The organism is Methylobacterium oryzihabitans (genome assembly GCF_004004555.2).
Lineage (GTDB): Bacteria > Pseudomonadota > Alphaproteobacteria > Rhizobiales > Beijerinckiaceae > Methylobacterium > Methylobacterium oryzihabitans.
The window spans coordinates 41729-55603 of sequence record NZ_SACP01000003.1; the positions used below are offsets into that span (position 1 = coordinate 41729).

The following is a 13875-nucleotide window of genomic DNA, read 5'->3' on the forward strand; positions in this document are numbered from 1 at the left end:
CCGCCGCGGGAGGGCGATGCCGGCCCCCAGAATAGGCTCTGCGATGCTTGGTTTCTCGACGCCGTCCCTGCGGACCGTCTCCGCGGCCGCGCTGGGTCTGGCCGCGGCCCTCGGCGCCGCGGCGATCCTGGCCGGGCTCGGCGCCGGCACCGAGGAGCGGCGGGCCGACGAGACCCGGCTCGCCCTGCGCTCGGCCGCGACGATCCTGTCGAACGGCCTCGACCGCACGCTCTACGACGTCTCCCGCGACGTGCGCCTCGCGGCGCAGAACGGCCTGCTGATCCAGGCCGGCCCTTCGTCGGAGGCGCAGCACCAGTTCCTGGTGGCCTGGCGCAATCTGCGGCCGGAATACGCCGAGATCCTGTACGCGGCGCCCAACGGCCGGGTGCTCGCCACCGCGAGCGGCCGCGCCGAGGGCAGCGACGCCGGCGGCAGCGCGTGGTTCGGCCGCGGCCGCGCCGGCACCGCGATCATCGACGGCTCCGATGCCGGCCGGTCCGGCGCCGGCTCGGGCCGCCTCGTCCAGATCGCCGCGCCGGTGACGACCGAGAGCGGCGTGCCGCGGGGCGTCGTCGCGGTGCAGCTCGACGAATCCTGGGCCCGGGAGGCCGAGCAGCTCGCCCGCACGGCGCTCGGCGACGCCCAGCGCGGCGTCTCGTTCACGGTGCTCAGCGCCGCCGGGCAGGTGCTGTACCGCTCGGGGCCGGAGCAGGCCTGGACCGGCTCCGGCGCGCCGGCGCTCGAAGGCTCCGCCTCCGCCACCGGCTTTCGCGACTTCTCCGGCCTCGGCTGGATGGTGGTCGCCCGGGTGCCGGCCGAGGCCGCCCTGGCGCCGGGCCTGTTTCCGGGCCTCGGCACGCCGGTGCTGCTGCCGCTGCTCCTCGGCGCGATCGGGCTCGCCGCCATCCTCGGCTGGCTCCTCGCCGGGCCGCTGGTGCGCTGCCTGAGGGCCGCCGGCCGGACCTGCCTCGGCGAGGACACCACCCGCACCCTCGTCGCCCCGCCGGTCGCCGAGTTCCGCACCCTCGTCGCCCGCGCGATCGAGAGCGCCGATCGCCACCTGATCCGCGACCACGCCCTGCGCGAGGCGCAATCGGCCCTGCGGCGCAGCAAGGAGCGGGTGCAGGCGTTCAAGACCCTCGCCGGCTGGAGCTGCTGGGAGATCGACCACACCACCCGGCAGGTGACGTGGTCGGACCTCACCCGCACCCGGGTCTCCGACGCCGCCGAGCGCGCCGCCTCCCTCGACGAGATCATCGAGCGCATCCACCCGGAGGACCGGGCGGTGCTGCAGCTCACGATGCAGGCCGCCCTCGACGGCAGCGTGCCCCACGACGTCACGGTGCGCAGCCGCGAGGACGGCCGCGAGCGGCGGCTGCTGATGCGCTTCACCCGCATCATCGACCAGGGCCGCCCGACCGCGCGCCTGCACGCCCTCAGCCGCGAGGTCGACGACGCCCTCGAAGGGCCGGTGCGCGCCGCCCCCGCCCATCCGCTGAGCCCGGGCGAGCCCGACGCCGCGGTCGAGCGCCGCCGCCGCGACGTGATGCGGCGGATGACCGACGGCATCATCCACGACTTCAACAACGCCCTCACGGTGGTCCTGACCAGCCTGTCGGTGCTCCAGCACCGCCACGACGTCTCGCCCGAGGGCGCGCGCCTCCTCGACCACGCCCTCCAGGGCGCCGAGCGCGGCGCCGGCCTGACCCGCCGCATGGTCGCCCTGACCCGGCGCCAGACCAGCACCCTGGCCCAGGCCGACCTGCGGATGATCCTCTCCGACCTCGACGGCTTCCTGCGCATCTCGGTCCTGCCCGAGGCCCGGCTCGCGGTCGAGATCCCCGCCGAACTCCCCGCCGCCCAGTGCAGCGAGCGCCAGATCGAGATCGCGCTGCTCAACCTCGCCTTCGAGGCCCGCGACACGATGGCGCCCGAGGGCCGCCTCACGGTCTCGGCCGCCGCCGCCGAGCTGCCCGCCCCGGGCGGGCCGGCGCTGCCGCCGGGCCCGTACCTGCGGGTCGCGGTGATCAACCACGAGCCCGTCCCGGCCGCGAGCGACGCCGCGGGCGGCGCCGGCATCGAGGCGGTCGACTTGCTGCTGCGGCAGGTCGGCGGCGCGCTCCGGCGCGCCACCGACGCCGCGGGCGCGACCGTGACCGAGCTGTGGCTGCCGGCCTCCCGCGAGGCGCCGCAGGTCCCGGCGCCGATGCCGGTCCCGGCCTTCAACCGGCCGCTGCGGGTCCTCCTCGTCGATGGCGACGGGTTGCTGCGCGACAGCACGGCGGCGGCGATCGCCGATCTCGGCCACGTGGTGACCCAGGCGGGGTCCGGCCTCCAGGCGATGGAGCTTCTCGCCGCCGACCGCGACTACGACGTGATGATCGCCGACTACGCGATGCCGATCCTGTCGGGCCTGCAACTTGCCGCCGTGGTGTCGCTGACCAATCCGAGCCTCGACATCGTCCTCGCCGCGCCCCGCGGTCACCTGCCCGAGACCGCCCGCCGGTTCCGCCAGCTCGACAAGCCGTTCCGGCAAGCCGACATCGCCCGGATCCTGGTCCAGCACGCGCCGAGCGCCCGGGCGGCGTGAGAACCGCCGCGACGGGGCGCAATGGCGGGGAGACGTGCATTCCATCGACCGGCATTGCCGAGGATCACGGTGTTGATTATCGATGGCCGAATACTGACGGGATGTCCGGCCGATGTCGAAGAACCTGATCGTGGCCTGCGACGGAACTTGGAACTGGCCTGACCAGCCGTATCCGACCAATGTCGTCAAGACGGTGCGGGCGCTGGCGCCGCGCGATGCGGCCGGAAATCCCCAGGTCGTCTATTACGATCAGGGCGTCGGCTCGTCGGGTAGCAAGCTGAGACGGATCGTCGACGGAGCGCTCGGCACCGGATTGTCGCAGAACGTGCAGGACGCCTATCGCTTCCTGGCCGACAACTACGAGGAGGGCGATGCCCTCTTCCTGTTCGGGTTCTCCCGCGGCGCCTACACGGTGCGCAGTCTGGCCGGCCTGCTCGGGCAGGTCGGGCTGCTGCACAAGGGCGACATGAACCTGTTTCCCGACGCCTACGCGCTCTACCGGCACCCGCGGGGGACGGACGAGGAGAAGCGGCAACTCGGCGAGGCGAAGGCCGCGTTCGTCGCCGAACTGTGCAAGCCGGAGGGCGCTTCGCAGCGCTCCGACCGGCGGCGCTTCCCCCTGGTCCGGTTCCTGGGGGTGTGGGACACGGTCGGCGCCCTCGGCATTCCGGCCGGGGCGCTGCCGCTGATCGGCCGCCGCCGGCCGACCTTCCACGACACCGAACTCAATGCCTTCGTCGAGAACGCCTATCAGGCCCTGGCGATCGACGAGCAGCGGGAGGCGTTCAAGCCGGCGATCTGGACGCGGCGGACGACGGACACCCCGCCCGCCGAGCCGGGCCGCCCCCATGTGAGCCCGGACCGGCAGGTCATCGAGCAGCGCTGGTTCCCCGGAGCCCACTCGAACGTCGGCGGCGGCTATGAGGATGCCGGGCTGTCGGACCTCGCCTGGGGCTGGATGATCGGCAAGGCACGCCGGCACGGGCTCGCCTTCGACGAGGAGTACCTCGCGCGGCGCCTCAAGCCCGATCCCGTCGGCGCCGCGGTCGATTCCTGGAACGGTCTCCCGTGGACGCTGAAGCGGCGATACAATCGGACCTTGTGCGAGCAGGACAGCGAGCGGCTGCATCGCGGCGTCGCGCTGCGCCGGGACGCTCCGGCCGTCGACGGCAAGCCGCCCTACACGCCGCATCCCTACGAGTCGGCGAGCCTCACCGCGCTTCTCGGCCTCGACGCGCTGAAGGCCCGGATCGAGGATTGGCTGGAGCCGGACGAGGAGCCGGAGGGCCCGCCCGCCCCGCCGTCCGCCTGATCCTATCCCAGCCGCTGGCCCGACCCGGCGTCGAACAGGTGGATCGCCCCCGGCTCGGGCGCGAGCCCGATCGTGTCGCCCTCCGCCGGCGCCGTGCCGGCCGGCACCTGCACCACGAGGTCCGCCTCGCCGAGCCGCCCGTGCAGCAGGCGGGTGGCGCCGAGTTCCTCCACGAAGGCGACGCGGAACGGGATGCCGTCCGGGGCGACGTGCAGCGCCTCGGGGCGCAGGCCCGCCTCCACCGTCGCGCCCGGCGCGAGCCCGCCGGTGTCGGCCGGCAGCCACCGCCCCCCGACCTGCACCCCGCCCTCCGCCACCTCGGCCGGCAGGATGTTCATCGGCGGGGCGCCGATGAAGGTCGCGACGTAGCGGCTCGCCGGGCGGCGGTAGATGTCGAGCGGCGTGCCGACCTGCTCGATCCGGCCGCCATTCATCACCACCAGCACGTCGGCCATGGTCATCGCCTCGACCTGGTCGTGGGTGACGTAGACCGTGGTGACGCCGAGCTGGCGCTGGAGCCGGCGGATCTCGACCCGCATCTGCACCCGCAGCTTGGCGTCGAGGTTGGAGAGCGGCTCGTCGAACAGGAAGACCTGCGGCTTGCGCACGATGGCCCGGCCCATGGCGACGCGCTGGCGCTGGCCGCCGGAGAGCTGGCGCGGGTAGCGGTCGAGGAGGGCATCGAGGCCGAGCATCCTGCCGGCCTCGCGCACCCGGGTCTCGATCTCGGCCTTCGGCGTGCCGCGGTTGCGCAGGCCATAGGCCATGTTGTCGTAGACGCGCATGTGCGGGTAGAGCGCGTAATTCTGGAAAACCATCGCGATGTCGCGGGCCGCCGGCTCGACCTGGTTGACCACCCGGGCGCCGATGCGGATGTCGCCGGCGCTAACGGTCTCCAGCCCGGCGATCATCCGCAGCACCGTCGACTTGCCGCAGCCGGACGGCCCGACGAGGACGCAGAACGCGCCGTCGGGCACGTCGAGGGAGATGCCGTGCACGGCGGTGAAGCCGCCCGGATAGGTCTTGCCGAGCCGGTCCAGGGTGAGGCTTGCCATGGCGGGGGACTCGCTACTTCTCGGTCTCGACGAGACCGCGCACGAACAGCTTCTGCATCGCGAACACGACGACCACCGGCGGCAGCATCGCCAGCACGGCGGTCGCCATCACGATCTGCCACTCGGTGAGCTGGTCGGTGATCGAGGTCATCTTGCGCAGGCCGATCACCACCGTCTGCATGTCGTCCCGAGTCGTCACCAGGATCGGCCACAGGTACTGGTTCCAGCCGTAGATGAACAGGATGACGAACAGGGCCGCGGTGGTGGTGCGCGACAGGGGCAGCAGGGTGTCGAAGAAGAACCGCACCGGCCCGGCGCCGTCAATGCGCGACGCCTCGACCAGTTCGTTCGGCACCGTGAGGAAGAACTGGCGAAACAGCAGGGTGGCGGTCGCCGAGGCGATCAGCGGCAGGGTCAGCCCGGCATAGGTGTCGAGCAGGCGAAGATCCGCCGCGACCTTGTAGGTCGGGAAGATGCGGACCTCGACCGGCAGCATCAGGGTGACGAAGATCGCCCAGAACGCCGCCTGCCGGAAAGGAAAGCGGAAGTAGATCAGCGCGTAGGCCGAGAGCAGCGAGATCGCGATCTTGCCGAGCGCGATGACCAGCGCCGAGATCAGGCTGTTGACCAGCATCGCGGCGACCGGCGCGCCGGCCATGCCGGATTCGGTGAGCGCCCGGCGGTAGTTCTCGACGAGCCGGTCGCCGGGCCAGAGCGGCATCTGGCCGTTGGCGATGGTGGCGGCGTCGTGGGTCGAGGCGATGATCGCCAGCAGCACCGGGAAGGCGACGATCCCGACCCCGACGCAGAGGACGAGATGGGGAATCAGGTTGCCGAAGCGGCGGTTCTCGACCACGGAGCCCCCGCGTCCCGCTAGAGGAGGCCGGCCTGCGCCGCCAGCCCGGCGAGGTCGGCCTGCGGCCGGGCGCCGATGTGCTGGATGATCTCGGCCGCCGCCACCGCGCCGAGGCGGGCGCAATCGGCGTGGTCGAGCCCGCGGGCGAGGCCGGCGAGGAAGCCGGCGGCGAACAGGTCGCCGGCGCCGGTGGTGTCGACCACCTCGCGGACGGGAGCGGCCGGCACCGCGCGGGTGTCGCCGCCGGCGACCACGAGGGCGCCGTCCTCCGAGCGGGTGACGATTCCGAGCAGGCCCGTCTCCTCCCGCAGGGCCGCCAAAGCGGTCTCGGCGTTGGCAGTCTGGTACAGGCTCTTCAGCTCGTGGATGTTGGCAAACAGGATGTCGAGGCTGCCGTCGCGGATCAGCCCGAGGAACTCGTCGCGGTAGCGATCGACGCAGAAGGCGTCCGAGAGGGTCAGCGCGACCTTGTTGCCGGCGCCGTGGGCGGCCCGGGCGGCCTTGCGGAACGCCTCCTTGGCCGCCGGCGGATCCCACAGGTAGCCTTCGAGGTAGACGAAGCGGGCGCTCGCCGCCGTCGCCTCGTCGACGTCGTCGGCCGAGAGGCCCTGGCAGGCGCCGAGATAGGTGTTCATGGTGCGCTCGCCGTCGGGCGTCACCAGGATGAAGCAGCGGGCGGTCGCCGGCCCCTCGCCCGCCGGGGCGGTGGCGAAGCGCACGCCGGTGGCGGTGAGGTCGTGGGCGAACAGCCGGCCGAGCTCGTCGTCGCGCACCTTGCCGACGAAGCCGGTCCTGGCACCGAGCAGGGCCGCGCCGACCGCGGTGTTGGCGCCCGAGCCGCCCGACACGATGGTCGCCGGCCCCATCACGCCGAACAGGTGCTCGGCCCGGGCCTCGTCGATGAGCTGCATCGCGCCCTTGTGGACGCCCTCGCGGACCAGGAACGCCTCGTCGGTGCGGGCCATCACGTCCACGATGGCGTTGCCGAGGACGAGGAGGTCGAGGGAGGCGGGCATGGTGGCCTGGGGTATCGGACGGTCCTGCGCCGCCTGTGGCATCCGGGGCCCGGCCGGTCAAGCCGGGCCGATCAGGCGTTCTCGAACAGGTCGGCCAGGGAGATGCGCAGGCCGGGCGGGTCGAGATGGAGGGATCCCTGCGCGACGATGGCCGTCTCGATCCGCTCGCCGGCCCTGCGGTAATGGATGACCAGGGCGCGGACCGGATCGACCACGAGATAATGCACGATGCTCGGGACCCTGAAGTAGCCGACGAGCTTCTCGCCGGTATCGATCCTCTTCGTACCGGGCGAAAGAACTTCGACCACGATCAGCGGTTCCGGCACCTCGACGGTCTCCGGATCGATCCGTGGTCCGCAATACACGATGGCGTCAGGCTCGTATGCGGTGTGCCCGTCGATCCGTACCGTCATGCCGTCGGGGAGGACCCGGCAGGACAAACCGGCGTCCCGCAAAGCCTGACGAAGCGAGGTGTAGACCGCCGCTTTCGCCTCCGCATGCCGCGCCCGCTCCGGTGCCATCGCCACCACCTCGCCGGCGACGAGTTCGTGCCGGCCCGGCACGGTCTGCGACCACGCCAGGAACTCGTCGACGGTCATGCGGGGCTTGCGGACCGGTCCCATGGCGTCAGACTACCACGGGCGGGCGCCCTACTGGAGCGTCTTCATCTCGCAATTGGCGTAGGCGACGCTGGCATCGACGAACGCCTTGAGCTTGCCGGCATAGGCCTCGGCGCCCGTCCGGAAGGGGCCGAGCTGGGCGTTGTAGGCCTTGATCTGGTCGCCGTAGGTGTAGGCCTCCCAGCCCGGGCAGCCGGCCTTGGCGTCGAGGCAGGCGGGCTTCGGCGGCAGGACCGGCTTCGCCGGCTTCTCCGCCGCCGGGGGCGGGGAGGGGGCGGTGCAGGCCGCGCCGGCCGGGCCGGCGGCGAGCAGGAGCAGGGCGAGCGCGCCCGCGGGGGCTGACCTGTCGGCGGGTCTGGGCACGGGCGGCTCCTGTCGGGTATGGCGTCGCGCTTCCTGGCCCGGGAGGCCCGCCGGAGGCAAGCTCCCGCCGCTCACGGGATCGTGCGGAACGAAACCCGCCCCGCGGCCGTAACCCGCGGCGCGCGCCGCACGAACCCCGACCAGCCTCCCCACCATCCGGTTGTACCGCATGCTCGCCCTTCCCTGGCTCGACCGCGCCGGCCGCCTGTCCCGGCTCAAGCTCGCGGTGTTCGCCTTCGCCCTCGCGCCGGGCCTCTGGTACAGCGCCGCCTACGGCCTCGGTCAGCTCGGCCCCAAGCCGCTCACCGCCACCCTGCACGCCATGGGCGACTGGTCGGTGCGGTTCCTGATCCTCGGGCTCGCCGTCACGCCGATGCGGCGCATCGCCGGGATGCCGCGGCTGATCCTGGTGCGGCGGATGCTCGGCCTGACCGCGCTCGCCTACGCGGCGGTCCACCTCGTCCTGTACATTGCCGACCAGAAGTTCGACCTCGTCCGCGTCGCGACCGAGATCGCGGTCCGGTTCTACCTCACGGTGGGCTTCGCCGCCCTCGTCGGCCTCGCGGTGCTCGGCGCCACCTCGACCGACGCGATGATCCGCCGGCTCGGCCAGTCCTGGCCGAAGCTGCACCGGCTGGTCTACACCCTGACCGCGCTGGCGCTGTTCCACTTCTTCCTGCAGTCGAAGATCGACGTCTCGACCCCGGTGTTCTGGACTGGGCTGTTCCTCGCCCTGATGGGCTGGCGGGCGATGCAGCGCTTCCGGGTGCCGACCAGCCCGGTCACGCTGGCTGGCCTCGCGGTCGTCTCGGGTCTGGCCACGGCCGGCGTCGAGTCCCTGTGGTACGCGCTCGCCACCGGCGTTCCGGCGGGCGCGGTGCTGGCCGCCAACCTCGAGTTCTACGAGATCCGCCCGGCCTGGTGGGTCGCCGGGATCGTCGCGCTCACGGTGCCGCTCAACCTCGTGCGGGGCGGGACCGTGCGGGGCGGCTCGACGCCCCGGCCCCAGGGCGAGCGCCCCGCCCTCCGCCCGGGACGTCCCGTCCCGGCGCCCTGACCCGGCTGGACTCGCGCTGCGGCATGATGTCCACTGCCCTCCGTCCCCGGGACCACATCGGGGCGATCGAGGGAGGACATCATGGTGCGAGACCTGCTGCGCCGCGCGGCGGCCGTGGCCGCCATCGCCTGCGCGCTGCCGGCCCTGGCCGCCGAGCCGCTGCGGTTCGAGGTCGATCCCGCCTGGCCGAGGCCGCTGCCGAACGACTGGATCATGGGACAGGCCTCGGGCGTGGCCGTCGACGCGCAGGACAACGTCTGGGTGGTCCAGCGCCCCCGCACCCTCACCGACGACGAGAAGGCGGCGAGCCTCGATCCGCCGCGCACCCGCTGCTGCAAGCCGGCACCGCCGGTGCTGGTCTTCGATCAGGCCGGCACGCTGATCCGCTCCTGGGGCGGGCCCGGGCAGGGCTACGACTGGCCGCAGAACGAGCACGGCATCCACATCGACCACAAGGGCTTCGTCTGGCTCGCCGGCAACGGCGAGGCCGACGGCCAGATCCTGAAGTTCACCCAGGACGGCCGCTTCGTGCTCCAGATCGGCAAGCAGGGGCCGCAGACCGACAGCCGGGACACCACCCGCCTCGGCCGGCCCGCCGGGATGATGGTCGATCCCGAGACCAACGAGCTCTACGTCGCCGACGGCTACTACAACCACCGGATCATCGTGTTCGACGCCGAGACCGGCGCGTTCAAGCGGATGTGGGGCGCCTACGGCCGGCCGCCGACCGACGAGAAGCTCGGCGCCTTCGACCCGGCGGCCGAACCGGCGCAGCAGTTCCGCAACCCGGTCCATTGCGTCCAGGTCGCCCGCGACGGCCTCGTCTACGTCTACGTCTGCGACCGCACCAACAACCGCATCCAGGTCTTCCGCAAGGACGGCAGCTTCGTGAAGGAGATGTTCGTCGAGAAGGCCACCCGCGCCAACGGCTCGGTGTGGGAGCTCGCCCTGTGGCCGGACGAGCGCGAGAGCTACATCCTCAACGCCGACGGCGCCAACAACGAGGTCCGCACGCTCAGTCGCGACACCGGCGAGGTGCTGGGCCGCTTCGGCCGCAACGGCCGCATGGCCGGCGACTTCCACTGGGTCCACAACCTCGCGGTCGATTCGAGGGGCAACGTCTTCACCACCGAGGTCGATACCGGCAAGCGGGCGCAGAAGTTCCTGTTCCGGGGCGACATGGTGCTGCGCAAGCGCGCCGCGGCCCCGTGAGGCCGGCCCGGTCTCGTCCCGTCCGCAGGGGCATGGCGGCCGTGTGCGAAACGCGGTTTCACGTTCTGGCGGCGGGCGGGCGTGCGGGGTAGAACCGGGGCGACCCGATCGAGAGAGCACCCGGAGGAAGCCGCATGAACGCCCCGTCCGTCGCCGTCGCGACCCAGACCAACCTCAGCGAGGCCAAGCCGCACGAGGGCACCCGCGGCGCCTTCCGGTGGGACGACCCCTTCCTGATGGAGGACCAGCTCACCGACGACGAGCGGCTGATCCGCGACACCGCCCGCAGCTTCGCCCAGGAGCGGCTGCTGCCCGGCATCGTCGAGGCCTATGCCGAGGAGACGACCGATCGGGCGCTGTTCAACGCCATGGGCGAGCTCGGCCTGCTCGGCGTGACGATCCCGGAGGAGTACGGCTGCGCCGGGGCGTCCTACGTCGCCTACGGCCTCGTCGCCCGCGAGGTCGAGCGGGTCGATTCCGGCTACCGCTCGATGATGAGCGTGCAGTCGTCGCTGGTGATGTACCCGATCTATGCCTACGGCGACGAGACCCAGCGGAAAAAGTACTTGCCGAAGCTCGCCTCGGGCGAGTTCGTCGGCTGCTTCGGCCTGACCGAGCCGGATGCCGGCTCGGATCCCGCCGGCATGAAGACCCGGGCCGACAAGATCGACGGCGGCTACCGGCTGTCGGGGGCCAAGACCTGGATCTCGAACGCCCCGATCGCCGACGTGTTCGTGGTCTGGGCCAAGTCCCCGGCCCACGACAACCAGATCCGCGGCTTCGTCCTGGAGAAGGGGATGAAGGGCCTATCGGCCCCCAAGATCAAGGGCAAGCTGTCCTTACGCGCCTCGGTCACCGGCGAGATCGTCATGGACGGCGTCGAGGTGCCGGAGAGCGCTCTGCTGCCGAACGTCTCGGGGCTGAAGGGGCCGTTCGGCTGCCTCAACCGGGCGCGCTACGGCATCTCGTGGGGGGCGATGGGCGCGGCGGAGGATTGCTGGCACCGGGCGCGGCAATACACGCTCGACCGCAAGCAGTTCAACCGGCCGCTGGCCCAGACCCAGCTCGTGCAGAAGAAGCTCGCCGACATGCAGACCGAGATCGCGCTCGGCCTTCAGGGCTCCCTGCGGGTCGGCCGGCTGTTCGACGAGGGCCGGATGGCGCCGGAGATGATCTCGCTGGTCAAGCGCAACAATTGCGGCAAGGCGCTCGCCATCGCCCGCGAGGCCCGCGACATGCACGGCGGCAACGGGATCATGGGCGAGTACCACGTGATGCGCCACGCCCAGAACCTCGAGACGGTGAACACCTACGAGGGCACCCACGACGTCCACGCCCTGATCCTCGGCCGGGCGCAGACCGGGCTGCAGGCGTTCTTCTGATCGGAAAGAGGGGCGCCTCGGCGCCCCTCTTTCCGTCGCTCGGGAAGGCTCAGGCCTTCTCGGCCTTGGCGCGCTCGATGCCTTCGAGGATCAGGCGGTGCGCCTCGGCCTTGTCGCCCCAGCGCACGATCTTCACCCACTTGCCGGGCTCCAGATCCTTGTAGTGCTCGAAGAAGTGCTGGATCTGGTGGATCGTGATCTCGGGCAGGTCGGTGTAGTTCTCGATCCGGTCGTAGCGCTTGGTGAGGTGGCGCGACGGCACCGCGACGATCTTCTCGTCCTCGCCGGCATTGTCCTCCATCACCAGCACGCCGACCGGGCGCACGCTCATCACCGCGCCGGGCGCGATGGCGCGGGTGTTGGCGACCAGCACGTCGCACGGGTCGCCGTCGCCCGACAGGGTGTGGGGAATGAAGCCGTAGTTCCCCGGGTAGTGCATCGAGGTATAGAGGAAGCGGTCGACGATGAGCGTCCCGGCCTCCTTGTCCATCTCGTACTTGATCGGCTCGCCGCCGAGGGGAACCTCGATGACGACGTTGACGTCGTCCGGCGGGTTCTTGCCGATGGAGATGGCGTCGAGGCGCATGACGTGTCGAGCTCCCAGGAGGGCCATGGGCCCCGGATCACCGGCTGCTTAGAGACCCGGTGCCGGGAGCACAAGCGCCGCCCGGCCACGGTCGCCCCGAACCGGTTACTGATTCGGGCGACCGATGCATCTCATCCGAACAGATAGGCGACCTTCGCCAGTTCGACCCCGGCGATCCGGTCCGACGCTTCGGCGACGAGGCGGCCGCCGAGGCGCTCGTAGAAGCTCCGGGCGCGGTCGTTGTCGGCGAGCGACCACACCGCCACCCGCGCGATGCCGCGGTCGCCGAGGTCGTTGCGCACGGCGCGGAACAGCCGGGTGCCGTAGCCGAGGCCCTGGTGGGTCGGGGCGAGGTAGATCTCGTCGATCTCGCCCTCGGCCGGCAGCGCGCGGTCGCGGCAGCGGCCGTAGGAGACGTAGCCGACGACGGCCTCGCCGAGTTCCAGCACCACCAGCGGCCGGCCGCGGCCGACGGTGGAGCGCCACCATGCCGGGCCGCGCCGCGCCAGCATGCGGTCGAGCGCGACCCCCGGGATCATGCCCTGATACGCCTCGCGCCAGGCGGCGTCGAAAACCCCCGACAGCATCACCGCGTCGTCCGGGCTCGCCCGGCGGATACTGACGACCTTCGTGCTCACGGCCAAGCCCCCGAACCGATGGATGGATCGTCCGGGTCCACGACCCGGCCGGCGCCGCCGGTCCCGGCCGCCGGGTCTGGACGACCGGCGCTGGGCCCGCGGATCGGAGGCACCGTCCGCGCGCCGGTCCTTCAGCGTGACCGGTCCGCGCGACCGAGGCCTCAGAGTGCGGGAAGGGGTGCAGCAAGCGCAATGCCAGGGTGGCGAGCCGGCTCAGATCCGGCCCCCTCGTTGCGGATGCGCCACGCGGCTGCTAGAGCACGCGACCCGCCCGGAACGAGACCCGTCCGCGGCCCGCGGCGGCGCCGGGGCCGCCGGCCGGCGCTTTCGGGGTGGAAAAGCCGCCCGCCCGGGTTCGAGACCGCGTGATCAACCGTTTCCTTCCGCCCGAGACCCGCTACGCCCGGCGCATGGCCCGCATCGCCCGCTGGGAGAAGCCGATCGTCGGCCGCCGCGGCCGCCTGCGCGCCTGGGCCAACATGCTGTTCGTCGACCACGGCGTGCTGCGGCTGGCCTACCAGAACCGCCACCGGGTCGGAACCGGCGGCCTGTGGCGCTCGGCCCAGCCGGCGCCGCACGACCTCGCGTGGTTCAAGCGCCGGGGCGTGCGCACGATCATCTCCCTGCGCGGCGGGCGCGAGCACGGCTCGTGGCAGCTCCAGCGCGAGGCGTGCGAGCGCGAGGGCCTGCGCCTCGTCGAGTTCGTGGTCCGCTCCCGCGAGGCGCCGTCCCGGCAGACGCTGCTCGCCGCCCGCGACTTCTTCGCCGGCATCGACTACCCGGCGGTGCTGCACTGCAAGTCGGGCGCCGACCGGGCCGGCTTCGCCGCGGCGCTCTATCTCATCCTGCACGAGGACCGGCCGGTGGCCGAGGCCGCGCGCCAGCTCTCGCCGCGCTTCGGCCATTTCCGCTTCGCCAAGACCGGCATCCTCGACGCGTTCTTCGACCGCTACCTCGCCGAAGGCCCGGCGCGCGGCCTGTCCTTCCTCGACTGGGTCGAGACCGCCTACGACCCCGAGGCGCTGACGCGGGAGTTCCGGGCCGGGTTCTGGTCCGACCTCGTGGTCGACCGCCTGCTGAAGCGCGAGTGATACGGAATCCGGAAGATTGCTTCCGGATTCCGTATCACAAGCCCGCGCGGCGCTTGAGCGAAGCCGATTTTCGCATCGCCCGGCGATTGCGCAGCAA

General features: G+C 72.1%; 13 protein-coding genes. 6 read left to right on the forward strand and 7 right to left on the reverse strand.

Translation table 11 applies throughout. The features are described from left to right. The first annotated feature begins 43 nt into the window (after positions 1–43). Entirely contained in the window at positions 44–2590 is a 2547-nt protein-coding gene (locus EOE48_RS04160; protein WP_127727527.1) for a hybrid sensor histidine kinase/response regulator, read from the forward strand. A gap of 112 nt (positions 2591–2702) precedes the next feature. After that, complete coding sequence (locus EOE48_RS04165) at positions 2703–3902, forward strand: DUF2235 domain-containing protein (protein ID WP_127727528.1); 1200 nt, start codon at positions 2703–2705, stop codon at positions 3900–3902. Positions 3903–3904: 2 nt separating this feature from the next. On the opposite strand, the gene EOE48_RS04170 is transcribed toward EOE48_RS04165, so the two are convergent. The 5 genes from EOE48_RS04170 to EOE48_RS04190 form a co-directional block, all read right to left on the reverse strand. After that, the gene (locus EOE48_RS04170) at positions 3905–4957 is read right to left on the reverse strand and encodes an ABC transporter ATP-binding protein (RefSeq protein WP_127727529.1); all 1053 of its coding nucleotides are present in this window, start codon (positions 4955–4957) and stop codon (positions 3905–3907) included. Positions 4958–4970: 13 nt separating this feature from the next. Beyond that, positions 4971–5813, reverse strand: coding sequence for a sn-glycerol-3-phosphate ABC transporter permease UgpE (ugpE, locus tag EOE48_RS04175; protein WP_127727530.1), 843 nt, complete (start codon positions 5811–5813; stop codon positions 4971–4973). A gap of 17 nt (positions 5814–5830) precedes the next feature. After that, a complete protein-coding gene (locus EOE48_RS04180) occupies positions 5831–6829 on the reverse strand; it encodes an adenosine kinase (RefSeq protein WP_127727531.1) in 999 nt (332 codons plus the stop codon). 71 nt (positions 6830–6900) lie between these two features. Continuing rightward, positions 6901–7428, reverse strand: coding sequence for a Uma2 family endonuclease (locus tag EOE48_RS04185; RefSeq protein WP_127727532.1), 528 nt, complete (start codon positions 7426–7428; stop codon positions 6901–6903). Between the two features lie 51 nt (positions 7429–7479). After that, a complete protein-coding gene (locus EOE48_RS04190) occupies positions 7480–7812 on the reverse strand; it encodes a hypothetical protein (protein ID WP_127727533.1) in 333 nt (110 codons plus the stop codon). A 169-nt stretch (positions 7813–7981) separates the two neighbouring features. On the opposite strand from EOE48_RS04190, the gene EOE48_RS04195 reads away from it, so the two are divergent. The 3 genes from EOE48_RS04195 (at position 7982) to EOE48_RS04205 (ending at position 11463) form a co-directional block, all read left to right on the forward strand. Continuing rightward, on the forward strand, positions 7982–8869 hold the full coding sequence (locus EOE48_RS04195; RefSeq protein ID WP_127727534.1) for a protein-methionine-sulfoxide reductase heme-binding subunit MsrQ: 888 nt from the start codon (positions 7982–7984) through the stop codon (positions 8867–8869). 81 nt (positions 8870–8950) lie between these two features. Next, the gene (locus EOE48_RS04200; RefSeq protein ID WP_127727535.1) at positions 8951–10081 is read left to right on the forward strand and encodes an NHL repeat-containing protein; all 1131 of its coding nucleotides are present in this window, start codon (positions 8951–8953) and stop codon (positions 10079–10081) included. A 134-nt stretch (positions 10082–10215) separates the two neighbouring features. Next, positions 10216–11463, forward strand: coding sequence for an acyl-CoA dehydrogenase (locus EOE48_RS04205; protein ID WP_127727536.1), 1248 nt, complete (start codon positions 10216–10218; stop codon positions 11461–11463). Between the two features lie 49 nt (positions 11464–11512). Here the strand turns inward: EOE48_RS04205 and ppa are convergent, their stop codons facing one another. Continuing rightward, entirely contained in the window at positions 11513–12049 is a 537-nt protein-coding gene (gene ppa, locus EOE48_RS04210) for an inorganic diphosphatase (protein WP_127727537.1), read from the reverse strand. 131 nt (positions 12050–12180) lie between these two features. Further along, positions 12181–12687: a GNAT family N-acetyltransferase gene (locus tag EOE48_RS04215; protein WP_127727538.1), complete on the reverse strand. Its 507-nt coding sequence runs from the start codon at positions 12685–12687 to the stop codon at positions 12181–12183. Positions 12688–13052: 365 nt separating this feature from the next. Between EOE48_RS04215 and EOE48_RS04220 the strand changes: the two genes are divergently transcribed. Beyond that, entirely contained in the window at positions 13053–13778 is a 726-nt protein-coding gene (locus EOE48_RS04220) for a fused DSP-PTPase phosphatase/NAD kinase-like protein (RefSeq protein ID WP_127727539.1), read from the forward strand. The last annotated feature ends 97 nt before the right edge of the window (positions 13779–13875 follow it).